General features: G+C 45.5%; 22 protein-coding genes, 1 riboswitch and 1 other annotated feature. All 22 genes read right to left on the reverse strand.

All coding sequences use genetic code 11. From position 1 onward, the window contains the following. Position 1: 1 nt before the first annotated feature. The 22 genes from sat to ACQXR1_RS09735 all read right to left on the reverse strand — a co-directional run bounded on the left by sat (position 2) and on the right by ACQXR1_RS09735 (position 23192). Complete coding sequence (sat, locus tag ACQXR1_RS09630) at positions 2 to 1150, reverse strand: sulfate adenylyltransferase (RefSeq protein ID WP_069838791.1); 1149 nt, start codon at positions 1148 to 1150, stop codon at positions 2 to 4. Between the two features lie 48 nt (positions 1151 to 1198). Continuing rightward, a complete protein-coding gene (cysP, locus tag ACQXR1_RS09635) occupies positions 1199 to 2263 on the reverse strand; it encodes a sulfate permease (protein ID WP_040083201.1) in 1065 nt (354 codons plus the stop codon). An 11-nt stretch (positions 2264 to 2274) separates the two neighbouring features. Further along, positions 2275 to 2976, reverse strand: a complete 702-nt coding sequence (locus tag ACQXR1_RS09640; protein ID WP_003238646.1) for a phosphoadenylyl-sulfate reductase — start codon at positions 2974 to 2976, stop codon at positions 2275 to 2277. A gap of 162 nt (positions 2977 to 3138) precedes the next feature. Beyond that, positions 3139 to 3244, reverse strand: a riboswitch (SAM riboswitch). Positions 3245 to 3389: 145 nt separating this feature from the next. Then, positions 3390 to 4022, reverse strand: a complete 633-nt coding sequence (pyrE, locus tag ACQXR1_RS09645; protein ID WP_040083202.1) for an orotate phosphoribosyltransferase — start codon at positions 4020 to 4022, stop codon at positions 3390 to 3392. Continuing rightward, complete coding sequence (gene pyrF, locus ACQXR1_RS09650; protein ID WP_430772038.1) at positions 4019 to 4738, reverse strand: orotidine-5'-phosphate decarboxylase; 720 nt, start codon at positions 4736 to 4738, stop codon at positions 4019 to 4021. Before pyrF ends, pyrE begins: the two co-directional genes overlap by 4 nt. After that, positions 4707 to 5642, reverse strand: coding sequence for a dihydroorotate dehydrogenase (locus ACQXR1_RS09655; RefSeq protein ID WP_430772039.1), 936 nt, complete (start codon positions 5640 to 5642; stop codon positions 4707 to 4709). The genes pyrF and ACQXR1_RS09655 overlap by 32 nt, the downstream gene beginning before the upstream one ends. Then, positions 5642 to 6412, reverse strand: a complete 771-nt coding sequence (gene pyrK, locus ACQXR1_RS09660) for a dihydroorotate oxidase B electron transfer subunit (protein WP_095431274.1) — start codon at positions 6410 to 6412, stop codon at positions 5642 to 5644. Before pyrK ends, ACQXR1_RS09655 begins: the two co-directional genes overlap by 1 nt. Continuing rightward, entirely contained in the window at positions 6409 to 9624 is a 3216-nt protein-coding gene (gene carB / locus ACQXR1_RS09665; RefSeq protein WP_227098523.1) for a carbamoyl-phosphate synthase (glutamine-hydrolyzing) large subunit, read from the reverse strand. The genes pyrK and carB overlap by 4 nt, the downstream gene beginning before the upstream one ends. Further along, positions 9609 to 10703, reverse strand: a complete 1095-nt coding sequence (locus ACQXR1_RS09670) for a carbamoyl phosphate synthase small subunit (RefSeq protein ID WP_014663911.1) — start codon at positions 10701 to 10703, stop codon at positions 9609 to 9611. Before ACQXR1_RS09670 ends, carB begins: the two co-directional genes overlap by 16 nt. Next, positions 10700 to 11986, reverse strand: coding sequence for a dihydroorotase (locus ACQXR1_RS09675; protein WP_430772040.1), 1287 nt, complete (start codon positions 11984 to 11986; stop codon positions 10700 to 10702). The genes ACQXR1_RS09670 and ACQXR1_RS09675 overlap by 4 nt, the downstream gene beginning before the upstream one ends. Continuing rightward, complete coding sequence (locus ACQXR1_RS09680; protein ID WP_430772041.1) at positions 11970 to 12884, reverse strand: aspartate carbamoyltransferase catalytic subunit; 915 nt, start codon at positions 12882 to 12884, stop codon at positions 11970 to 11972. The genes ACQXR1_RS09675 and ACQXR1_RS09680 overlap by 17 nt, the downstream gene beginning before the upstream one ends. A 145-nt stretch (positions 12885 to 13029) precedes the next feature. After that, positions 13030 to 14337, reverse strand: a complete 1308-nt coding sequence (gene pyrP / locus ACQXR1_RS09685; protein WP_014663908.1) for a uracil permease PyrP — start codon at positions 14335 to 14337, stop codon at positions 13030 to 13032. 174 nt (positions 14338 to 14511) lie between these two features. Continuing rightward, entirely contained in the window at positions 14512 to 15057 is a 546-nt protein-coding gene (gene pyrR, locus ACQXR1_RS09690; protein ID WP_003221477.1) for a bifunctional pyrimidine operon transcriptional regulator/uracil phosphoribosyltransferase, read from the reverse strand. A gap of 181 nt (positions 15058 to 15238) precedes the next feature. Further along, complete coding sequence (locus ACQXR1_RS09695; RefSeq protein ID WP_014476756.1) at positions 15239 to 16150, reverse strand: RluA family pseudouridine synthase; 912 nt, start codon at positions 16148 to 16150, stop codon at positions 15239 to 15241. A gap of 1 nt (position 16151) precedes the next feature. Continuing rightward, positions 16152 to 16616 carry a signal peptidase II gene (gene lspA / locus ACQXR1_RS09700; RefSeq protein WP_014663906.1) on the reverse strand — a complete coding sequence of 155 codons (465 nt, stop codon included), beginning with the start codon at positions 16614 to 16616 and terminating at the stop codon, positions 16152 to 16154. A gap of 103 nt (positions 16617 to 16719) precedes the next feature. Then, positions 16720 to 17094 (reverse strand): sporulation-related RNA polymerase-binding protein YlyA, encoded by a 375-nt coding sequence (gene ylyA, locus ACQXR1_RS09705; RefSeq protein WP_014476755.1) that lies wholly within the window; start codon positions 17092 to 17094, stop codon positions 16720 to 16722. A 145-nt stretch (positions 17095 to 17239) separates the two neighbouring features. After that, the gene (gene ileS / locus ACQXR1_RS09710) at positions 17240 to 20005 is read right to left on the reverse strand and encodes an isoleucine--tRNA ligase (RefSeq protein ID WP_430772042.1); all 2766 of its coding nucleotides are present in this window, start codon (positions 20003 to 20005) and stop codon (positions 17240 to 17242) included. Positions 20006 to 20057: 52 nt separating this feature from the next. Then, positions 20058 to 20284 (reverse strand) — a binding site (T-box leader). Positions 20285 to 20346: 62 nt separating this feature from the next. Continuing rightward, entirely contained in the window at positions 20347 to 20841 is a 495-nt protein-coding gene (gene divIVA / locus ACQXR1_RS09715) for a septum site-determining protein DivIVA (protein ID WP_003221468.1), read from the reverse strand. Between the two features lie 93 nt (positions 20842 to 20934). Further along, on the reverse strand, positions 20935 to 21708 hold the full coding sequence (locus tag ACQXR1_RS09720) for an RNA-binding protein (RefSeq protein WP_014663903.1): 774 nt from the start codon (positions 21706 to 21708) through the stop codon (positions 20935 to 20937). A 60-nt stretch (positions 21709 to 21768) separates the two neighbouring features. After that, positions 21769 to 22041, reverse strand: a complete 273-nt coding sequence (locus ACQXR1_RS09725) for a YggT family protein (protein ID WP_003221463.1) — start codon at positions 22039 to 22041, stop codon at positions 21769 to 21771. Between the two features lie 6 nt (positions 22042 to 22047). Further along, positions 22048 to 22503, reverse strand: a complete 456-nt coding sequence (sepF, locus tag ACQXR1_RS09730; RefSeq protein WP_014476753.1) for a cell division protein SepF — start codon at positions 22501 to 22503, stop codon at positions 22048 to 22050. Further along, positions 22500 to 23192, reverse strand: coding sequence for a YggS family pyridoxal phosphate-dependent enzyme (locus ACQXR1_RS09735; protein ID WP_014663902.1), 693 nt, complete (start codon positions 23190 to 23192; stop codon positions 22500 to 22502). Before ACQXR1_RS09735 ends, sepF begins: the two co-directional genes overlap by 4 nt. Positions 23193 to 23196 lie beyond the last annotated feature (4 nt).

Genomic DNA, 23196 nt, shown 5'->3' on the forward strand with positions numbered 1-23196 from the left:
CTTAAGATACGCCTACTTCTTCTTTTTTCTTCATCCCTTTGATTAACACTTCTACGACTTCTTTTCGGCTGAATTCAGCAGGAGGCAGCACGCCGTCTCTCAGCATACCTCTTACCTTAGTGCCTGATAAAATGACGTGATGCTCTCTGCCATGAGGGCATGTTTTCGCCGTCCCCATATTTCCGCATTTTTTACAGAAGAAGCTGTGCTCGAATTTAAGCGGTGTAATCCCGAGTTCTTCAGGTTTGAATGTGTCAAACAGCTCCTGTGCTTCGTATGTTCCGTAATAGTCACCTACACCTGCATGATCACGGCCAACGATGAAATGTGTGCATCCGTAGTTCTTTCTGACAAGCGCGTGGAAAATGGCTTCTCTCGGGCCTGCATAACGCATCGCCGCCAAGAAGACACCAAGGAACACGCGATCTTTCGGGTAATAATGATCAAGAAGAACTTGGTAGCTTTCCATCCGTACATCAGCTGGGATGTCATCGGATTTTGTTTCACCTACTAACGGATTCAAGAACAAGCCGTCTACTGTTTCAAGAGCCGTTTTTTGAATGTATTCATGCGCTCTGTGAACAGGGTTTCTTGTTTGGAAGCCGACAATCGTTTCCCAGCCTTTTTCAGCAAACTGGCGTCTTGTTTCTGCCGGTTCAAAAGTAAACTCAGGGAACTGTTTTGAAGCTTTTTTAATCAACGTGATCGGTCCGCCGACATATGTATTGCCGCGGCTGAACAGTTTTTTAACACCCGGATGCTCCTGCTCATCCGTTTTGTACACATTGATAGCTTCTTTTTGTTTGTCAGGCACATACAGGTCTTCGATTTGGATAACGCCGTATGCGTCTCCTTCATACGTTAACTTTACCGTTTCGCCAACTGACAGTTCCGCTGCTTTTTGCGCATCGACCGGAAGTGTGATTGGAAGAGACCAGACAACGCCGGAAGAAAGACGCATGTTTTCGACAACAGATTCGTAATCTTTTTCATTAAAGAAACCTTCAATCGGGCTGTATGCGCCGATACCGATCAATTCCAAATCCGCGAAAGAAATTAAATCAAGTTCAATTTCTTTTTGAATGCTGCTCACATCATATGATTCATTTACTCTGTTTACTAATGTTCCTCCATGTGGTGCTAAGCTCATAACATCCATCTCCTCCTAGTTAACTTATAAAATTACTCAGATTAATGTTCAGATTCCCCCGCCTTGTTCGTGGACTGAGCGTCTCTCTTTACGAATGGCCTTTGTCAGGCTGACGGCACCGCCCGCCGCTAAAAGAACACTTACCATGATAAAGATCGAATAATAATCCGCTTTTAAAAACAAGGATACAAGCAGATAAGAAATCGATAAAGATAAAAACGGCGATACGATCCATACCTTCAGCATCGTTTGAACAACTTGTTTATGGAACACGTTCGGACCGTTTTTTGCCATGCCTATGCCGATAATAGACGATGACGTGACTTGCGCCAAGGGCACCGGCATCCCAAATACAGAACTGATTATTACCAGTCCCGCTCCTGTGCCGGATAAGAGAATGCCTTCTCCCTTTGAAAATCTCGTAATTTTCTTCCCGTTTGTTTCTAACACACGCCTGCCTAATAACAGTGCGCCGAGCGCAACAAAAGCTCCTCCGTACAAGGTTCCTTTTACGACATCAAGCACACCGGCAGCCACTAACGGGCCAACGGCATTCGCCACATTATTCATGCCGGCAGAGAATGCTTCGAAAAATCCGGCAACTAACAAAACAATGCCGAGGATTTTTTGCTGTTTAGAAGATTTCACTTCAATCTTAAAATAACGAAACAGCTTAGATACGAAATAGGTGAAGCCAAAAGCGAACAGCGGGACAAAAACCCAAAATGTCACAATGATCAGAAGATTATTCACAAACAATACTTTATAAGCCACTCCCACGCCGACAACCGCGCCGACCGTCACTTCACTTGTCGATAAAGGAATGCCGAGCAGATTAGCCGTAAAGAGCGACAGCGCAGCAGCTCCAATAATGATGCAAACAATCGTCAGTGTAATCGTCTGTTCGGGGATAATGCCAGAGCTGATTGTTTTTACGACCTCGCCTCCGCCAATGACCGCCCCGGCCAAGACACCGACTGCGCATAGGATCAAAGCGTAAGTTTTCTTTTTGATGGCTCCAGAGCCGTAAGCAACTCCCATCGAAGCTGCAGCGCCGCTTGCACCAATATTCATCGCAAAAAACAAGCTAAATAAAATAGCGGCTAGTTCCATTTTGCAGCTCCTTATTCATGCAGTCCGCATTCTGTTTTCGCCATACCATTCCATCTGCCTGAACGCAGATCCTCTGCGGTAAAAGCGGGAGCAGTGCAAGGCGCACAGCCAATACTTGGGTATCCTTGGTCATGAAGCGGATTGTAGTCCAGTTCATTCCGTGATGTGTATCTCCAAATGTCTTTCCAAGTCCAATGGATGAGCGGGCAAACTTTTACTGACTTGAATTTTTCATCTTTGTTTAAGAAATTCGTATTGGCACGGCTTGGCCCTTGATCACGGCGCAGACCGGAAAGCCAGGCTGGATGTCCTGAAAGCGCCTCTCTTAAAGGAACGACCTTTCTAAGGTAGCAGCACTGATTCGGCTCTCTTTCCCACAGCTTGTCACCATATTCCTCGGCTTGTTCCTCAAGGGTGAGGTCTGGTTTTTTCAGGATGATATTAAGACCTGGATAACGCTCTTTCACTCGTTCAATTGTTTCATAGGTCTCTTTAAAATGAAGTCCTGTATCAAGAAACACAATCTCTGCGTCTTTTTTCACTTTATAAATTAAGTCAATCAAAACGATTCCCTCAATTCCGAAACTGCAGGCATAAACAAGCTGGTTGCCGTAATGGCCGTATGCCCACTTTAAAACTGACAGCGCTCCTTTATAAGGATCGTCTTCCGGAAATGTAATCGTTGGTTCTTCCCAATTATCATACGTTAACATTTCTTCTTTCCTCCTTTCGGAGACAAACAAACAGTAGCTTCCTGCCGGTTGTCTTTTCCCAATTGTAATGTGATTCTTGGCTGGTGATTTCAAACAGCCTTTTTGCCTCTTAAAATAAAAAACTTTCAATCCGGCGGAAAGAAAGACAGGAACAGCATGTAGCCCTTATCTTTCAAAATGGAATTCATTTTGCTGGAAGTAGCACCTTACAAACTATGCAGGTTGCCGGGCTTCATAGGTCCAGTCCCTCAGCCGCTCTTGATAAGTTTTTCAGATTTGTAGTAAATTTTAGCACAATTCTAACATAAGTCAACCCGACTTTTTTTATAGGATTAATAAAAAAACAGGCCTCATGGCCTGTTTTTAAGTACAGCAAGGCTTTGAAGCCTCTTTACATCGTTGGAATATATTTTTTATTTTTTAAACCAATCTTTTGACTCGGGATTTCGTTTCCATGTTTTCAGCTTTTTTAGATCATCTGAATGAATATTTCCGTTCTCAAGTGCGACCTCTGTGAGCGTATCGTAATCAGTTAATGAGTAGTATGGCAGTTCTGCCTTTGCGAAGGCTTCTTCTGCTTTGGGAAGTCCGTACGTAAAGATTGAGACGACACCAAGCACCTCACAGCCGGCCGCTTGTAAAGCTGCACAAGCTTCAAGCACGCTGCCTCCTGTGGAGATTAAGTCTTCAATAACGACCGTTTTTTGCCCTTTCTGCACAGCTCCCTCAATCTGATTGCCTTTTCCGTGCGCTTTCGGCTTGCTCCTCACATAACACATCGGAAGATTCAAACGGTCAGCCGCCAGAGCAGCATGAGGAATACCCGCAGTTGCTGTTCCTGCTATCATTTCAGCTTCGGGAAAATGCTCTTTGACAAGCTTGCTGATGCCTGAGGCGACATCATTTCTGACCTCTGGGAAAGATAGCGTAAGGCGGTTGTCACAGTAGATTGGTGATAAAATGCCGCTTGCCCATGTGAACGGCTCGTTCGGACGTAAAAATACAGCTTGGATGTCTAATAGGTGTTTTGCGATGATTTGTTTCAAGATTTGATTCCCTCCCATTCAAGTCTGACAGCCTTATAGGCTTTTACCGGATCTTCCGCTTTTGTAATCGAGCGCCCTACTACAATCGCTGATGAACCTTTTTCTCTTGCAATTGCAGGTGTCGCCACGCGGACTTGGTCATTCGCAGCGTCCTCTGACATTCTGATCCCTGGAGTGACAGTCAGAAATGAAGGCGACACTGCTTGGTAAATGGCTTTTGCTTCATGAACAGAGCAGACCACTCCATCCAGTCCGCTTTCTTCCGCCTGTTTGCTGTAGTGCACAACCGTATCGATCAGAGGCTTTTCGATCAGCAGTTCATCCTTCATGATTTGTTCAGATGTGCTTGTCAGCTGGGTTACCGCAATAAGTGACGGGCGTTTTTTCCCCGCCGGCGTACCTTCTTCTAAGCCTTCAAGAGCTGCTTGCATCATTTTTTTGCCCCCGGCCGCATGAACATTGACGAGGTCTACGCCGAGACTGGCAAGACGCTTCATCGCCTTGTTTACAGTGGTCGGAATGTCATGAAGCTTTAGATCCAAAAATAGCTCGCAGTTTCTTTCTTTTAATTGTTTCACGATAGATGGCCCTTCTTGATAAAAAAGCTCCATTCCAACCTTTACAAATAACGGTTCTTGCTGAAAAGGCGCTAAGAACGCAAGTGTTTCTTCAGCTGATGCAAAATCAAGCGCGATGATGGGCAGGTTGTTTTTCATGATTCCAGCTCCTTCCGATGCATTCTTCAATTGATTGATAGCCGTATTGGCGCAAAACAGATGGGAGCTGTTCAATAATCTCTGGACATGCAAAAGGATTCACAAAATTTGCTGTTCCGACAGCGACCGCGCTTGCTCCAGCGAGAAGAAATTCCAGGGCATCTTCGGCCGTCTGCACGCCTCCCATTCCGATAATCGGGATGTTGACCGCCTGGCTGACTTCATACACCATGCGAATGGCAACCGGCTTCACAGCAGGGCCGGAAAGTCCCCCTGTTTTATTCGCTAATATCGGTTTGCCGGTTTTTAAATCGAGTCTCATGCCGATTAGTGTGTTGATCATCGTAAGGCCGTCCGCTCCCGCTTCCTCAATCGCTAATGCAACCTCTGTGATATTAGCCACGTTCGGGGAAAGCTTCACATAAACGGGTACATTTGAAACCTCTTTCACCGCTTTTGTCAAATCGGCAGCCATTTCAGGGTTCGTGCCAAAAGCGATTCCGCCTGTTTTCACATTTGGGCAGGAAATATTCAATTCAAGTGCATGTACATTAGGCGCTTTGCTGATATGCTCTGCGACTTCAACATAATCCTCGACTTGAGAACCTGCGACATTGGCAATGATCGGCGTATCAAACTGCTCAAGCCACGGCAGTTCATGATGCAAAACGCTATCCAGCCCCGGATTTTGGAGACCGATCGCATTAAGCATTCCAGCACCTGTCTCAGCTACCCGCGGCGTCGGATTCCCGAAGCGAGGCTCCTTTGTCGTAGCCTTAATCATGATGGCTCCAAGACAAGACAAATCATAAAAACGTGAAAATTCTTTTCCAAAACCGAAGCAGCCTGATGCAGGAATGATTGGATTTTTCAAATCAAGTCCCGGCAATTTCACCTTGAGCATTACAGCGCCACCTCCTGAGCTTTAAATACAGGCCCGTCGAGACATACTTTTACATAGGATGTCTCACTTTCGTTTGTATGGCACACACACGCGAAGCATGCGCCGATTCCGCAGCCCATTCGTTCCTCCATGGACAGATATACTTCTTTATGGGCATATTCCTGTTTTAGCGCCTTGAGCATCGGTGTTGGCCCGCAGCTGAGAAGGATATCAAACTCTAGATGTTTCCGTTTAATCACATCTGTGACAAATCCGGTTTCCCCGTAGCTTCCGTCAGCTGTTGCCACAAACGTGTCTCCATACTGCCGGCATTCTTTCTCGTAAAAAACATCCTTTGCCGATTGGAATCCTAAAACGTGGATGACATTTACCCCTTTTTCAATCAAGCGTTTCGACAGCTCTTGGAGAGGCGGCACACCTACACCGCCTCCTACCAGCAAAGCCGTCTTTCCGGGTTGGACTTCATTGACAGGAAAGCCATTTCCCAAAGGCCCGAGGACATCCACAAGCTCTCCCTGCTGTTTCAGAGACAATAGCCTTGTACCTTCCCCATCTACTCGATAAATGATGGTGACTTCACTTTTTTCAAAATTGACGTCGGCGATGCTGATTGGCCTCCTCAAAAGAGGCGTGACCGCTTCGCTCACTTTAAGATGAAGGAACTGCCCCGGGGTTGTAAACCCTTGGACAAGCTCCCCTTTCAGAACCATTTGATACACCCGGTCTGCAATTTGCTGGTTAGAACATACTGTCAAATACGCTTTTTTCATATAGTGACTGCCGCCTCCTGATTTGTGTTGACTGCCGGCATTTGATCAGCGCGGAATGTCATGCTTTCCAGCACTCGCAATATCGCCTCTGCCGTATCTAACGATGTTAAGCAGGCAACACCATTTTCTACTGATTCACGTCTGATTCTAAATCCGTCTCTTGCCGGCTGCTTTCCTTTTGTCAGCGTATTGATGACAAACTGTGCTTCACCGTTTCTGATGACATCAAGCAGGTTCGGACCATCCTGGCCGATTTTTCCGACGACCTTCGCTGGAATAGAAGCTTCTTTCAGGTAGCCTGCCGTTCCTTCCGTCGCTAAAATGTTGTAGCCAATCGCGTGGAACCTCTTAGCAATGGCAAGCCCTTCTTCTTTGTCCTTATCAGCTACTGTTAAAAGCACGGAACCGTAGTTCGGGATTTGAATACCTGAAGCAATCAAGGCTTTATAGAGCGCCTTTTCAAGGGTCGAATCTTTCCCCATGACTTCACCTGTTGATTTCATTTCAGGCCCTAACGTAATGTCTACTCTTCTCAGCTTGGCGAAGGAGAAGACCGGCGCTTTTACAAATACACCTTGCTGCTCAGGCTGAAGGCCCTCTGTATAGCCAAACGCAGCCAGCTTTTGACCGAGAATGATTTTTGTTGCGAGATTCGCCATTGGGATACCCGTAATTTTGCTTAAGAACGGTACGGTTCTGCTTGATCTCGGGTTCACTTCGAGCACGTACACCTCGCCTTGTGATAAGACGAATTGAATATTGAGCAAACCGACAATGTTCAGCCCTTTAGCAAGTGCGATCGTGTATTGTTCAATTTTTTTCTTAATGTCCTCAGTGAGCGATTGAGGCGGATAGACAGCGATCGAGTCTCCGGAGTGAACGCCCGCACGTTCAATGTGCTCCATAATTCCCGGAATGACGACTGTTTCACCGTCAGATACTGCATCAACTTCAATTTCTTTCCCAGTCAAATATCTGTCAATTAATACAGGGTGCTGCGGATTGATTTTGACTGCGTTTTTCATGTAATGAAGCAGCTCTTCTTCATGATACACAATCTCCATCGCCCGGCCGCCAAGTACATAGGAAGGGCGCACCAATACCGGGTATCCGATATCACTCGCAATGCTTACTGCCTGATCAACCGATGTCGCTGTTTTGCCAAGTGGCTGCGGAACACCAAGTTCTCCAAGCGCTTGTTCAAATTTATCCCGATCTTCTGCACGGTCTAAATCTTCTAATGAAGTTCCAAGGATTTTCACTCCGCGCGCAGAAAGCTCGTCAGCAAGGTTAATCGCAGTTTGTCCGCCAAATTGTACAACAACGCCCATCGGCTGTTCGAGGTCAATGATGTGCATAACATCTTCAATCGTAAGCGGCTCAAAATACAGCTTGTCCGAGATGCTAAAGTCTGTTGAAACGGTTTCCGGGTTGTTATTGACAATAATGGCTTCATAGCCTGCTTGTTTAATTGCCCATACAGAGTGAACAGTCGCATAGTCGAACTCGACACCCTGACCGATTCGAATCGGACCCGAACCAAGCACCATCACACTTTTCTTATCTGTAACGACAGATTCATTTTCTTCTTCATATGTGCTATAGAAATATGGCGTTTCTGACTCAAATTCCGCCGCGCACGTATCTACCATCTTGAATACCGGTGCAATCCCCGTTTGTTTTCTCAAGCTGTATAGATCGGATTCTTTCATTTTCCACTCGCGGCTGATGTACTGGTCAGAGAAGCCGAGTTCTTTTGCCCGTCTCAGCACATCTGTATCGCCCACATTCGCCTTCAATTCTTTTTCAAATTCTACGATTCCGAACAGCTTATGCAAGAAGAAGACATCGATAGCGGAAAATTCATGAAGGTCTTCTACCGTGTAACCTCTTCTGTACGCTTCAGCTAAGTAGAATAAGCGTTCATCACCGGCCTTTTTAATTCGCTTTTCAAGAAGTTCATCTGAAATGTCAGCGGCGTCCTTCAATTCAAGATGATGCACATCAGCTTCCAGTGAACGCACAGCCTTCAGCAATGATTCTTCAAGCGTGCGGCCGATCGCCATGACCTCACCAGTCGCTTTCATTTGCGTGCCGAGCTTTCTGTTTGCTGATTCAAATTTATCAAACGGCCAGCGCGGAATTTTGGATACGACATAGTCAAGAGCAGGTTCAAATGCTGCATATGTTTTTCCTGTTACCGGGTTCATCATTTCATCTAATGAAAGGCCGACTGCAATTTTAGCAGCGAGCTTTGCTATCGGGTATCCCGTTGCTTTTGATGCAAGGGCAGATGAACGGCTGACACGCGGATTTACTTCAATGATGTAATATTGGAAGCTGTCTGGATCTAGGGCGAGCTGGACGTTACATCCGCCTTCGATTCCAAGCGCGCGAATCAGTTTTAACGATACATTCCGCAGGAGCTGATATTCGCGATCGCTGAGCGTTTGGCTCGGCGCGACAACAATACTGTCTCCAGTATGGATTCCAACCGGATCAATGTTTTCCATGTTACAAACAACAATGGCGTGATCCTGGCTGTCTCTCATGACTTCATACTCGATTTCTTTATAGCCGGCAATGCTCTTTTCTAGCAGACATTGGTGTACCGGGCTTAATTTCAAGCCGTTCTCAACAATTTCTTTTAGCTCTGTTTCATTCGAGCAGATGCCTCCGCCTGTTCCGCCTAATGTATATGCCGGACGGACAATGACAGGGAATCCAATTTGACTGACGAATTTTTCCGCTTCTTCGAGGGAATGGATAATCTCACTTTCAGGCACCGGTTCATTCAGTTCATTCATTAATGTTCTGAACAAGTCACGGTCTTCAGCTTGCTGAATCGCAGACAGTTTCGTGCCAAGCACTTCGACGCCGCATTCTGCCAAAACGCCTCTTTCTGAAAGCTCAACCGCAAGATTCAAACCGGTTTGGCCTCCGAGCGTAGGAAGAATGGCATCTGGGCGCTCTTTTCTGATGATTCGTGTCAGGAATTCAGGTGTGAGCGGTTCGATGTAAACCCGATCAGCCATTTCTGTATCTGTCATGATCGTGGCAGGGTTTGAGTTGACAAGGATGACTTCATAGCCTTCTTCTTTCAAAGCAAGACAGGCTTGCGTTCCCGCATAGTCAAATTCTGCTGCTTGGCCGATGATGATCGGCCCAGATCCAATTACTAAAATTTTGTTAATGTCTACGCGTTTTGGCATACCGCTTCCCCTTCTTTCTCTGTTGTTTCGATCATTTCGATGAATCTGTCAAATAGATGGTTAGCATCCTCAGGACCAGGTGAGGCTTCGGGATGATATTGAACCGTAAATGCCGGCAATGTTTTATGCTTCAGCCCTTCAATCGTATCGTCGTTGATTGCGATATGCGTCACTTCAAGTTCTGTTTCACTGATAGATGAAACTGTATAACCATGGTTTTGAGATGTTAAGGCAACTTTCCCTGTAGCCAGCTCTTTTACCGGGTGGTTTGAACCTCTGTGGCCGAATTTCATTTTTTCAGTATTCGCCCCGCACGCCAGCGCGAATAATTGGTGGCCGAGACATATTCCGAATAAAGGCACTTTTCCGAGAACACCTTTAATCATTTCAATCGCTTCAGGCACATCCTTCGGGTCTCCAGGTCCGTTAGAAAGCATGATGCCGTCCGGTTTCAGCTGAAGCACTTCTTCTGCTGTAATGTTGTAAGGCACAACGATGACGTCACATTTCCGTTTGTTGAGCTCCCTTAGAATCCCGTGCTTCATGCCGAAGTCAACCAAGACAATGCGTTTGCCTCTTCCCGGGCTCGGATATGCTGTTTTGGCTGATACTTGTGATACTTGATTTCTTGGCAATTCCGTTTCGTTCAGTCTTTTCAGCACAGCTTCGATGTCTTCATCAGATGAAGCGAATGTTCCTTTTAGCGCGCCTGCCGTGCGGATCATTCTTGTCAGCTTCCTTGTATCAATCCCCTGGAGTCCGGGAATGTTTTTCATTTTTAAATACTCGTCTAATGTGTATGCTGAACGCCAGTTGGAAGGCAGTTCACACAATTCTTTGATGATCAGCCCTTTGACAAAAGGGGTAATGGATTCAAAATCATCACGGTTAATGCCGTAATTTCCGATAAGCGGGTATGTCAATGTTACGATTTGCCCGCAGTAAGAAGGGTCAGATAAAATTTCCTGATAGCCTGTCATCCCAGTATTAAAAACGACTTCTCCCATGTTGTGTTCTAAGCTCCCGAAGGCTTCTCCTTCGAATACCGCTCCGTTTTCCAGTACTAATCGTCTCTTCATTTGACAAGTCTCCCTTCTTCATAAGCAAGCTTCCCTGCTGCAATTGTAGCGACCGGCCAGCCAGTGCAGCTGATGCCATTGAATGGTGTATTTTTTCCTTTTGATAAAAATGTCTCTTTGTCTATAACTGCTTCTTTTTCTAAATCAATTAATGTCATGTCAGCAACTTGCCCCGTTTGTAATGTTCCATATGGGAGACCGAACGCTTTGCATGGCTTGATTGTCATGTAGTCAATGAGCTGCTTCAATGACCAGCTGCCATTTTTGACAAAGTGTGTGTAAAGAAGCGGGAATGCTGTTTCTAAGCCGACAATTCCGAATGGCGCCAGCTTCATTTCCGTGTTTTTCTCTTCTTCCGTATGCGGTGCATGGTCTGTTGCGATAAAATCAATTGTTCCGTCTAAAAGACCTTCAATTAAAGCAGCCCTGTCTTCTGCGCTGCGGAGCGGAGGATTCATTTTATAGTTTGTGTCCAGCCCCGGGATGTCCTCATCACAAAGCAGCAAATGATGCGGCGACACTTCTGCTGTCACTCTGATTCCCGCTTTTTTCGCATCGCGTACAACCCTGACAGATTCTTTCGTGCTGATATGGCATACATGATAATGGCAGTTTGCCGCCTCAGCCAGCAGCACATCGCGGGCAATATGAACCGATTCACAGACAGAAGGTATGCCGTTGAGCCCGTTCGCTTTGGAGAATGTCCCCTCATGTACGCTTCCTCCGTAAATTAAGGAGTTGTCCTCGCAATGTGCAACAATCGCTTTGTCAATTGCGGCTGCCCGTTTCATCGCTTCATACATCATGCCTGCTGTCTGTATCCCAACGCCGTCATCTGTAAAGGCAAATGCCCCGGCTTCTTTTAACGCTTCAAAGTTTGTCATTTCATCGCCGATTTGCCTGATCGTAATGGATGCATATGGAAGAACTCTGACACATGATGTTTCTTTAATTCTGTTTTGCACCCATTCCATCTGCTCCTTTGTATCGGGAACCGGCCGCGTATTCGGCATTGCTGCTACTGTTGTATAGCCGCCGCGCGCCGCTGCTTTCGCCCCGGTTTCAATTGTTTCTTTTTTCTCTCCGCCTGGCTCTCTGAAATGGACGTGGAGATCAACAAACCCAGGTGAAACGAGCAAACCTTTCGCATCAATTACAGTTTCATTATCCGTTGCATCAAGCTTGCCGATTGCAGTAATGGTTTCTCCAGTCACTCGGATATCCGCTTCTGTTTTTTCACCATTTTCGTTAAGTATCCAGCCGTTTTTAATGAGATATGACATACGCTGCTTCTCCTCTTTTCACATTGGTTTGTAAGGCACGCTGTATCACTGCCATTCTGATAAATACGCCATTTTGCATTTGCTTGAAGATTCTTGATTTTTCGCTTTCTACTAAGCTGTCATCAATCTCCACTCCTCTGTTTACCGGAGCAGGATGCATGATGATCGCATGCTGCTTCATACGCTCAGCCCGTTCTACGGTCAAGCCGTATTTGTTTAAATAGCCTTCCTGGCTGACAGCGGACTGATGCCGTTCATTTTGAATGCGCAGCAGCATGACGACATCGGAAGACTCAACTGCTTCATCCATTGAGACATACGTGCCGAATGTATTTTCTTCATCCTGCCATTCCGCAGGACCGGAAAACAGGACCCGGGCACCCAACCTTGTCAACACTTCCGCATTTGACCTTGCCACTCTGCTATGCTTGATGTCACCGTGAATGGAGACGGTAAGCCCTTTGAACGTATTGAACTCTTCATAAATCGTCATTAAATCAAGCAGTGATTGTGTCGGATGCTGGCCGCATCCGTCTCCCGCATTCAGAATCGGAATGCTCACCTGGCTGACAAGCTCTTGATAATACTCATCTTCACTGTGCCTGATGACACACACGTCCACACCGATTGATTCAAGCGTCCGAATCGTGTCATACAAGGTTTCGCCTTTTTGTACGCTTGTGCTTGTTCCATCAAGGTTCAGCACATTCATGCCCAGCTTTTTTTCTGCGACCTCGAAGCTGAACCGCGTTCTCGTGCTCGGTTCGAAAAACAGGTTTGCTGCAAACTTTCCTGTAAGCTGATTGTCTGTTTTTCCGTTTTTGAGGTCTTGTGCTGTGTGAAGCAAATCTTTGATTTCCTCAGTGCTGAGTTCACTCATCGTCGTTAAATGCTTCATGTTCTTTCCCCTCTCATTTCAACTTAAGGCTGAAAAAAACCCCGGGTCTAAGATAGACTCGGGGTATGGTTAAATAGAGGGCAGCATTGAAGCTTCCTTCTCTTCATAACCCTTCCAAGCCTCTCTGGACTTTCATTAAAAGGTTTTAAATATGATGTTGTTCAGATGTGTCTGCGTGCTCTTCCTTCGCTTCCGGAAGAATCAGGTTTAAGATGACACCGACAATTGCGGCAAGCGCCATCCCTGACACTTGGAATCCGCCTTGAGACACTTGGATAAATGCGCCTCCTACACCGATCACAAGGATCACCGATGTGATAATGAGGTTTCGGTTATTTTCATAATCAATTTTGTTGTCAATCAGCATTCTCAGGCCGCTTGAAGCAATGATTCCGAACAGCAGGAAGGAGACGCCTCCCATGACCGCTGACGGCACTGAACTGATCAGCGCTGAAATTTTGCCGATAAAGCCGAAGCAAAGGGCAATCACTGCCGCGCCTCCGATGACAAAGACGCTGAATACTCTTGTGATGGCCAGCACGCCAATGTTTTCTCCGTAAGTCGTCGTCGGCGGGCCGCCGATCAGGGAAGCAAGAATTGTCGCCACGCTGTCACCCATAATGGAGCGATGCAGTCCCGGCTTTTTAATGAAATCTTGTCCAACAACCTTACTCAGCACCATTTGGTGGCCGATATGCTCCGACATTGTCACAAACGCGACCGGTACCATTGCGGCCGCGATGCCGAGTGTTACTGACGGTGAATAGTCTTTGAACGGGATGATAAATTCAGGCACTGCGAACCATTTCGCGTCAAGCACCGGCTGGAAGTTGACAATCCCTTGAGTAAGGGCGAACAGGTATCCGCCGATGATTCCGATCAAAACCGGAATCAGGCTTAAGAATCCTCGCAAGAAAATCGCGCAAATAATCGTGATGGCCAGCGTAACGCCTGCAACACTGAAGTGCTTTAAGCTGTAAACCAATTCACTCGCATTTGGATCAGCATACATCGCCATGTTTACCGCAGTGCTTGCAAGTCCCAGCCCGATGACGATAATAACAGGTCCTACGACTACAGGCGGGAGAATCTTCATCAGCCATCCTGTGCCAAGCTGCCTGATCAATAAGGCAATCAGCCCGTATACCAGCCCTGCAAGAAACGCCCCGACCATTGCCGCTCCCGGCCCACCGGTCGCTTTTACCAGTATGATCGGAGAAATAAAGGCGAAGGATGAACCGAGATACGCCGGAATTTGCCCTTTCGTAATAAGAAGGTACGCCAGTGTTCCGATGCCGCTTGTCACCAACGCCACAGCAGGACTCATTCCGACGAGCTTCGGAACCAAAATGGTTGAGCCGAACATGGCAAACAAATGCTGAAGGCTGAATGAAACCCAAGAGAAAGGTGTCGGGACATCCCTGACCCCTAAATTTACTTTTTTCTTACTCATGATGATTTCCCCCTGATTGTTGACTTTCATTTTAGGATGACTCAATGGCTGTATAAAAAAACCTCTTTGCTATTTTTACGCAAAGAGGCATACAAAGACCTGCCGAATACTTTTTGGGTCTTTGTTGTGCACCTCTTTGCAACCTCTCTGGATTGCCCTTAAAAAGGTGATCTATTATTCATTTTCATAAATGGCGACGAGATCGTTTTGATCTACCTCATCAAGCTGAACCATAACCTTTTCAGCCTTTGATGTCGGGATGTTTTTCCCAATATAATCCGCTCGTATCGGCAGCTCCCGGTGTCCCCTGTCAACAAGCACAGCCAGCTGAATGGAGGAAGGTCTGCCTACATCAACAAGCGCATCCATACCTGCTCTGACTGTTCTTCCGGTATACAGGACATCATCAACAAGAATGACTTTTTGATCTGTGATATCTACCGGAATATCTGCACCTTTCACAAGCGGTTCTTCGTTGCTCGTTTTTTTAGAAAGATCGTCTCTGTAAAGGGTAATATCAATTTCACCAACTGTAACAGGATTTCCTTCAATCTGTTCAATTCGTTCCGCAAGGCGTTTTGCCAGGTAAATCCCTCTTGTCTTAATGCCGACAAGAATGCAGTTATTCATCCCTTTATTGCGTTCGATCATTTCGTGCGCAATCCTGGTCAAGGCCCGTCTGATTGCCTGTTCGTCGAGAATGACAGCTTTTTGATTCAATGTGTGACACCTCACAGTTTATATAGAAGAAAAAACCCCTCCTGCCAGAGCATAGAGGGGTTTTAGGACAAGGTGCGCACTATACACGCATCCCGTCTATCCGTTATCCTTCTCAGCCTCTCTGGACTGTTTTAAAGAATCTATTCAGCTTCGTTTATTATTTCAGAAAAGAAACACTCTGTCAACCGTTTTTTCTGAGGGTTTCGATTAATTCTGCCATATCCTCAGGGAGCGGCGCTTCAAATTCGACATATTCTCCTGTTCGCGGGTGGTCAAAACCTAAAACGCCCGCGTGAAGCGCCTGGCCGTTAAAGTCGATTGTTTTTCTCGGACCATATTTCGGGTCGCCCGCTAATGGGAATCCGATATATTTCATATGAACACGAATTTGATGGGTTCTCCCTGTTTCAAGCTGGCATTCCACTAACGTAAAGTCCTGAAAACGCTCAAGCACATGAAAATGAGTGACAGCGTTTTTGCCATCACGTGTCACAGTCATGCTTTGACGGTCTTTTTTATCCCGCCCGATCGGCGCGTCAATTGTGCCGTCATCATGAGAAATAAGCCCGTGGACAACAGCCGTATACTTTCGCGTGACCGTTTTGTTGACCAATTGGTTTACAAGTGACTCGTGTGCCATATCATTTTTCGCCACCATTAATAAGCCGGACGTGTCCTTATCGATTCTGTGAACAATCCCCGGACGCATCACACCATTGATTCCGGAAAGGTCTGTGCAATGAGCCATAAGACCGTTTACAAGTGTGCCCGTAAGATGACCGGGTGCTGGGTGTACAACCATTCCGCGAGGCTTATTGACAACCAGCACATCCTGATCTTCATAATAAATATCAAGATCCATAGGTTCTGCCAGGACGTCGAGCGCTTCCGGTTCGGGTACAGTGACGGTCACCTGATCACCCGGCTGAATTTTATAATTTGCTTTCACCGCGCTCCCGTTCACGACAACCTGTCCGTCTTTTACCCATTGCTGAACCTGGGTTCTTGACCAATCATTCTCAGTTGATGCCAAAAATTTATCAATCCGCTCACTTTTTTGTTCTTCTGAAGCGGTTATATCAATTTGATTCATGCTATTGCTCCTTTTTCTTTTTCCCGCTGTCCAACAGCATTTGTATAAATAAAAGCATTACGCCGACACATAGTGAAGAGTCCGCGATGTTAAAAATCGGGTAATTGTAATTCACAATTATAACATGGATAAAATCCACAACTTCTTGTCTGACAGCCCGATCGATAAAGTTGCCGATGGCACCGCCAAGCATAAGCCCGAGGGCAACGCCAAGAAGCCTTTGTCCTTTTGTGTAACGCTGTATGTAATAAACAATACCAATAATAACAGCGGTTGTTATGAGGTAGAAAAACCACATCTGACCCGCTAATATCCCCCATGCAGCACCCGTATTGCGATGGGAGGTGATATAGAATACCTGATCAATGATCGGAATGCTTTGGCCAAGTTCCATGTTCTTAACGACTAGCCATTTTGTCAATTGATCGGCTGCAATAATAAGTAGTGCAATTATATAATACAGCACAAACGTTCCTCCAGTTTACGGTTACTTTAATCCATTATGCATTTTATCAATAAAAAGCACTGGAGTAAAGAAATATCAGGCATATTAACTGGTCAGACACTGTTTATTCATACAGTGCCTGACCATATTCGATATCCGTTGATTTCCATATCGGAAGCGTTTTTTTTTCGAATTGGACAGAATAAAGAAAATCGTTTGCTGTTCGGGCCGTCGGCAGCACCGCCAGCTTTGAAAGAGGAATGGGGGCCCCGGTTTCTTCACAGTATCCGAATGTGCCGTTTTCGATTTTCGACAATGCAAGGAGAACGTCTTGAAGCTCTTCTTTAATGTGATAGATCAGAGTTGCTTTTTGTTTATGATTGATTGCTGCTTGCGGGCTTGTAGAAACCTGAAAGCAAGAATACTCAAATAATCTCGACTGTAATTCTTCTTTCATCAGAAGAAGTTCCGTGTAAATTGCGGTCAGTTGATCATTCATTCTTCACAACTCCTGCTCTTAACGTAGTACCTTTATTGTTGCCTATGAATGATGATCTAAAGCCCATAAGATTTTTCCTGCCGTTCTAAAGGATGTCACTCTTGGCACAAAAAAAGCCCGGCTTTTACGCCGGGCCCCTTTTGCATTATTTTTCATAATATTTTTCAACGATTTCAGCGTTGCGTAATGAAAGTGTTGGATATTTCGGATTTGCCCCTACATCTTTTGAAATCACGCGTGATCTCTCACACATTTCGCCTTCCGCTTTCTCGACAGCGATTTTACCCGTCGGAAAGCTTTGCGCATCGTTCGGCGCTTCCTGTTCTTCACTGATTGTCAGTTCTGACACAATAAACAGCTGAGAAAGATTTTCTTTAATGGAAGCCAAGAGCTCTTTGTTTTCTTTATTTGGATACAATTTCAGGTTAGCTTCCAATGATTTACCGATAATTTTTTCATTCCGCGCAGTTTCTAATGCTTTTAGCACGTCATCACGAAGAGCCATAAAGCGGTCAAATTTTTCTTCAGTCGCTTCACTGTTTGGAACTGCGATTGTTTCCGGCATATCTGTCAGCTGAACGCTCTGCTCTTCAACAAATGTTAAATGAGACCATAATTCGTCAGCCGTATGCGGAAGGATAGGCGCTGAAAGCTTCACTAATGCAAGAAGCGTTTCGTAGAATACTGTCTGCATGCTGCGTCTATCCGGATGATCAGCATGCTCGATGTAAACAATATCCTTTGCAAAATCGAGATAGAATGAGCTTAATTCGATTGTGCAGAAATTATGGATGCTGTGATACACAACCGCAAATTCGTACTCATCATACGCTTTTTTCACTTTATCAATCAGTTTGTTCAGCTTAATCAGCATATACTGATCCACTTCACGAAGTTCTTCAACAGCCACCGCATTTGTTTTTGGATCAAAATCGAAAAGGTTGCCGTGAAGGAAACGGAACGTGTTACGGATTTTACGATATACTTCCGCAACCTGCTTCAGAATGGCGTCAGACACGCGAACATCCGCCTGATAATCCACTGAAGATACCCATAATCTTAAGATGTCCGCACCAAGCTGTTTCATAACTTTAGCCGGAACAACAACGTTACCGATTGATTTACTCATCTTGCGTCCTTCTCCATCCAGTGCGAACCCATGGCTGAGCACACCTTTATACGGCGCTTTTCCTGTTACGGCTACTGCTGTAGAAAGAGAAGAGTTAAACCAGCCGCGATATTGGTCAGATCCCTCTAGGTATAAATCAGCCGGACGAACGAGATCATCACGTTCTTCAAGTACTGCTTGATGTGAAGAGCCTGAATCAAACCAAACATCCATGATATCCTGTTCTTTTGTAAATGTGCCGTTCGGGCTTCCAGGATGTGTAAAACCTTCCGGAAGAAGATCCTTTGCTTCTTTTTCAAACCAAATGTTTGATCCGTGCTGTCTGAACAATTCAGAAACATGTTCAATGGTTTCATCCGTAATAACCGGTTCTCCATTTTCGGCATAAAAGACCGGAATCGGCACACCCCACGCACGCTGTCTGGAAATACACCAGTCTCCGCGGTCCCGAACCATGTTGTGCAAACGCTGCTCGCCCCATTCAGGAACCCATTTGGTTTCTTTGATGGCGTCCAGCAGGTCTGATCTGAAATCTTTAATTGAAGCAAACCATTGCGCTGTCGCTCTGAAAATGGTTGGTTTTTTTGTTCTCCAATCGTGCGGATAAGAATGAGTAATGAATTCAAGCTTCACAAGAGCGCCTTTTTCATCAAGCTGCTGTGTGATCGCTTTGTTTGCATCATCATAGAACATGCCTTCAAAGCCAGGAGCTTCGCTTGTCATGACACCTTTTGCATCAACTGGGCAAAGCACGTCTAAGCCGTATTTTTGGCCGATGATAAAGTCATCCTCCCCATGTCCTGGCGCTGTATGAACACAGCCCGTTCCGGCATCAGTTGTTACGTGTTCACCAAGCATAACGAGAGAATCTCTGCCATATAGCGGGTGTTCAGCGATAATGTTCTCAAGGTCTTTCCCTTTGACCGTTCTTGTCACTTCATACTGATCAAATCCGCATGCAGACGCAACATTTTCGACTAAAGCACTTGCTACGACAAAGCGGTCTTCGCCTACTGCAATCACACTGTACTCAAGATCAGGGTGCACTGAGATTCCGAGGTTCGCCGGAATTGTCCAAGGTGTTGTTGTCCAGATGATGATACGTTCTCCATTTTCAAGAACGCCTTTTCCGTCTTTTACACCAAAAGCGACATAAATAGATGCTGAACGTTTGTCTTGATATTCGATCTCGGCTTCAGCCAAAGCAGACTCACTTGAAGGTGACCAGTTAACCGGTTTAAGACCTTTGTAAATGTAGCCTCGTTTTGCCATCTCACCAAATACGCGGATTTGCTGCGCTTCGTATTCCGGTTTTAATGTCACATATGGGTTTTCCCAATCGCCGCGGACACCAAGACGTTTAAATTGCTCACGCTGTCCCTCGATTTGCTTCCAAGCGTACTCTTCGCACAGTTTGCGGAATTCCGCTACGGATATTTCTTTGCGGTTGACTTTTTTGTTTTTTGTCAGAGCTGTTTCAATTGGCAATCCGTGTGTATCCCAGCCTGGTACATACGGTGCGTTATAGCCGCTCATTGATTTAAAGCGGACAATGAAATCCTTCAAAATCTTGTTAAGCGCGTGGCCCATATGGATGTCGCCGTTAGCATACGGAGGTCCGTCATGTAAAACAAATTTCGGGCGGTCTTTCGTCCGTTCCTGCACAAGACGATAGATATCCTCTTCCTCCCATTTCTTTTGAATGTCAGGCTCACGGTTTGGCAAATTTCCACGCATCGGGAAATCTGTTTTTGGCATTAAGAGCGTGTCTTTAAAATCCATTTTCATTCCTCCACTGCATTTTTTCAGAAAATAAAAAAAGCCCTCTCATCCCATAAGGGACGAGAAAGCTTATCTCGCGGTACCACCCTTTTAGAAAAAGCCATCATACGCTTTTTCCTCTTGAGCATCGTAACGTGATGAACGTCCTAACCTACTGTGAGTTCAGAAAGGAAACTTAAGGGCTGATCTACATGATTCCGGCCATCCCGGACTCTCACCATCTCCGGGTCGCTATGAAGGCCTGAAGGAAACATGACTGTCCCTTTCAACCGTTTTTTCATCTGAATTTATGAACGTATTATATTCGACAAGCTAAGAAAATGTCAAGATAATCAGAGAATTTATTCCTTTTCCTCAAATACAGCGTCGACTTCATACTCAAGGAGATGATCCCAATCGTCATTTTTCAGAAGATCGAGCTGAGCCTCAATCAGCATTTGGAAACGTGTTCTGAACACTTTAGACTGTTTTTTCAGCTCTTCGATTTCCATGGCGATTTTTCTTGATTTTGATAACGATTCGTTGATAATGCGATCAGCATTTTTCTCCGCTTCCCGTACGATCAGCTTTGCCTCTTTTTGAGAATTGCGTTTTACGTCTTCAGCTGCTTCTTGGGCAACTAAAATGGATTTATTCAATGTTTCTTCAATATTGGCAAAGTGTCCGATTCTTTCATCAAGCTCATTGACTTTCGCTTCTAGTTCCGTTTTCTTACGGAGAACAATTTCGTAATCTTTTCTGACTTGCGCTAGAAATTCATTTACTTCATCTTCATCATATCCGCGAAAACTTTTTGTAAACGTCTTGTTGTGAATATCATTTGGCGTTAATGGCATGATGCCACCTCCATTTTTACATTTCAGTACGGTTATCTAGTTCACATTATAAAACAAATTTCGCACAGATGGAGAAAAAAACTGAAAAACCGACTATTTTTGTCGTTCAAACGTAACTCTCCATTTGTCTTTTTTGGTTTTTCCTTCGATTTTGGATAAACTGCAGCGGCCAAAGCCTCTGATAGACAGCATGTCCCCTTCTGCCACTATGTAGGAAGGATCTTCAACCACCTTCCAGTTCACTTTTACGAGCCCGTTTTTCACAAGTGTCTGTGATTTCTGGCGGGATTGCCTGCTCATAGAGGCGCAGACAGCGTCAAGCCTTAAAGAAGAAACCGTGTCATCTCTTATTTCGACATCAATAGCCGGAATGTTAAGGTCTGACAAGCCAATTTTCTCAAGGCTGACCGTCGCTTTGCCTGCTTGAGTCAGCTGTGCGGCCACAAAATCAGCGGTATCGGCTGATACAATCAATTGCACAGCTGATTCAGAAAACACGATGTCACCGAATTTTTGCCGCTTTAATCCTATGCCCATTAATGCACCAAGCAGAGAACGGTGATCTACTGAGACAAACTTGTCAGCATAACGGACGTGAAACGCCTGCAGTTCAAAATCCGATTCTTCTGGAGTAATGTATTCTGGATACAGAATCGCCCGTTTCCGCTCCGCTCTGTCATAGCCGCCGGAAAAAGCAAGCCCAACGTCTGTCTGTCCCGTAACAGCAGTGAGGATGACCTGCTCTCGAGGGTCTAAAAAGTCGGTCAGCTTCATTCTGTACTGCTCCTGGACAATTCTTTTCCATTCGAGCGCCTGATCAATAAAGGCCCGCTCGTCTTTTCTGAAGTGCTGATAGATATCGCTCATCGTCTTTCCCTTCTATGTAAAGAGGCTTGGCTGCTGCCAAGCCCCTATCAAACTGTCACATTAAAACGCAATCATGCGATAAAGTCCCCACAAGCCGGTAGTCGCAAATCGAAGCACAAGGATTGCTACGATTGGTGAAATATCCAGCATTGCAATCGGAGGGATGATTTTTCTGAATGGTTCGAGATATGGTTCACAAATCGATGCTAAAAAACGCCCGACTGCTGTTTCCCTCGTACTCGGCACCCATGACATAAAAATGTATATGATCAGGGCAAATGAGTATATTGTGATTAATAAGCTTAAAACCGAAAAAACTTGATAAAGGATCATCTCGCTTTACCACCTCTGATGTTCGTCTTCAGATATGAGCTCAGAAATTGTGCCTGATACATCTACGTTATCAGGCGTGCAGAGAAAGATATCTGAGCCGATTCTTTGAATATCTCCGCCGATGGCATAGACGGTTCCGCTTAAAAAGTCAACAATCCGCTTCGCCTGGTCATGCTGTATTCGCTGAAGATTGACGACAACTGCCCGCCGGTTCTTCAAATGGTCGGCTATTTCCTGCGCCTCCGCATAAACGCGCGGCTCACTCAACACCACTTTAGAGGATTTCTGAACACTTTGCAAGCTCACTACATTCTGTTTGCCCGCAGGTTTATTCCCGGTATAAGCCGGCTTTTCTTTTTGCTCATGCTCCTCATGTGATTCCCGCTCTGTCTCAATATATTCATATTCATATTCTTCATCTTCCATCGAGAAAAAGTTTTTCAGTTTATTTTTCATACTCATTGCTGTACACCCCCTGTTTCATTTCCGACTAACGATGAGCCGATTCTAATATAAGTAGCCCCTTCTTCAATTGCAATTTCAAAATCATTTGACATGCCCATCGACAGTTCAGTACACGGAGCGTTCGGCTGCTTCAGTTTCTGAACCTGGTCACGGAGTTCTCTCAGCGACCTGAAACAGCTTCTGATCTGATCTTGATCATCAGTCAGCGGAGCCATTGTCATCAGTCCGGCCACTTGGATATGTTCGAAACCGGAAAGCTCCTGTATGAATGGAATGACTTCTTCTTTTTTCATGCCGTGTTTAGAAGGCTCAAGAGAGGTATTGACCTGCACAAAGCATCGGACAGTACCTTCAGCCCGTTTTTCAATTTCTTTCGCTAATGAGAGCCGGTCTAGGGAATGGATATAAGAAACCGCATTGACGACAGATTTTGCTTTTCTTGATTGCAGACTGCCGATAAAATGCCATTCCGGATTCCCTTTCATCAATTCCTGTTTGCGGAGCAGTTCCGCATCCCGATTCTCTCCGAGGCAAGTGATGCCAGCATCTACTGCCTCCTGTGCTCTTTCAGGTGATACATATTTTGTGACTGCAATAACCGTAACTTCATCGGAGCTGCGGCCCGATCTGTTACATGCTTCGTTTATTCGTTCGTTTATATGTCGTAAATTATCAACAACACGCAAGATC

It is taken from the genome of Bacillus sp. ATD, from assembly GCF_050585765.1.
Lineage (GTDB): Bacteria > Bacillota > Bacilli > Bacillales > Bacillaceae > Bacillus > Bacillus stercoris.

Coding starts and splice junctions, on each gene's coding strand:
- sat (WP_069838791.1), bottom strand. CDS start 1,150: ATGAGCTTAGCACCACATGGAGGAACATTAGTAAACAGAGTAAATGAA.
- cysP (WP_040083201.1), bottom strand. CDS start 2,263: ATGGAACTAGCCGCTATTTTATTTAGCTTGTTTTTTGCGATGAATATT.
- ACQXR1_RS09640 (WP_003238646.1), bottom strand. CDS start 2,976: ATGTTAACGTATGATAATTGGGAAGAACCAACGATTACATTTCCGGAA.
- pyrF (WP_430772038.1), bottom strand. CDS start 4,738: ATGAAAAACAACCTGCCCATCATCGCGCTTGATTTTGCATCAGCTGAA.
- ACQXR1_RS09655 (WP_430772039.1), bottom strand. CDS start 5,642: ATGCTCAAGGTGAAATTGCCGGGACTTGATTTGAAAAATCCAATCATT.
- pyrK (WP_095431274.1), bottom strand. CDS start 6,412: ATGAAAAAAGCGTATTTGACAGTATGTTCTAACCAGCAAATTGCAGAC.
- carB (WP_227098523.1), bottom strand. CDS start 9,624: ATGCCAAAACGCGTAGACATTAACAAAATTTTAGTAATTGGATCTGGG.
- ACQXR1_RS09670 (WP_014663911.1), bottom strand. CDS start 10,703: ATGAAGAGACGATTAGTACTGGAAAACGGAGCGGTATTCGAAGGAGAA.
- ACQXR1_RS09675 (WP_430772040.1), bottom strand. CDS start 11,986: ATGTCATATCTCATTAAAAACGGCTGGATACTTAACGAAAATGGTGAA.
- ACQXR1_RS09680 (WP_430772041.1), bottom strand. CDS start 12,884: ATGAAGCATTTAACGACGATGAGTGAACTCAGCACTGAGGAAATCAAA.
- pyrP (WP_014663908.1), bottom strand. CDS start 14,337: ATGAGTAAGAAAAAAGTAAATTTAGGGGTCAGGGATGTCCCGACACCT.
- ACQXR1_RS09695 (WP_014476756.1), bottom strand. CDS start 16,150: ATGAATCAAATTGATATAACCGCTTCAGAAGAACAAAAAAGTGAGCGG.
- ylyA (WP_014476755.1), bottom strand. CDS start 17,094: ATGAATGATCAACTGACCGCAATTTACACGGAACTTCTTCTGATGAAA.
- ileS (WP_430772042.1), bottom strand. CDS start 20,005: ATGGATTTTAAAGACACGCTCTTAATGCCAAAAACAGATTTCCCGATG.
- divIVA (WP_003221468.1), bottom strand. CDS start 20,841: ATGCCATTAACGCCAAATGATATTCACAACAAGACGTTTACAAAAAGT.
- ACQXR1_RS09720 (WP_014663903.1), bottom strand. CDS start 21,708: ATGAGCGATATCTATCAGCACTTCAGAAAAGACGAGCGGGCCTTTATT.
- ACQXR1_RS09725 (WP_003221463.1), bottom strand. CDS start 22,041: ATGATCCTTTATCAAGTTTTTTCGGTTTTAAGCTTATTAATCACAATA.
- sepF (WP_014476753.1), bottom strand. CDS start 22,503: ATGAGTATGAAAAATAAACTGAAAAACTTTTTCTCGATGGAAGATGAA.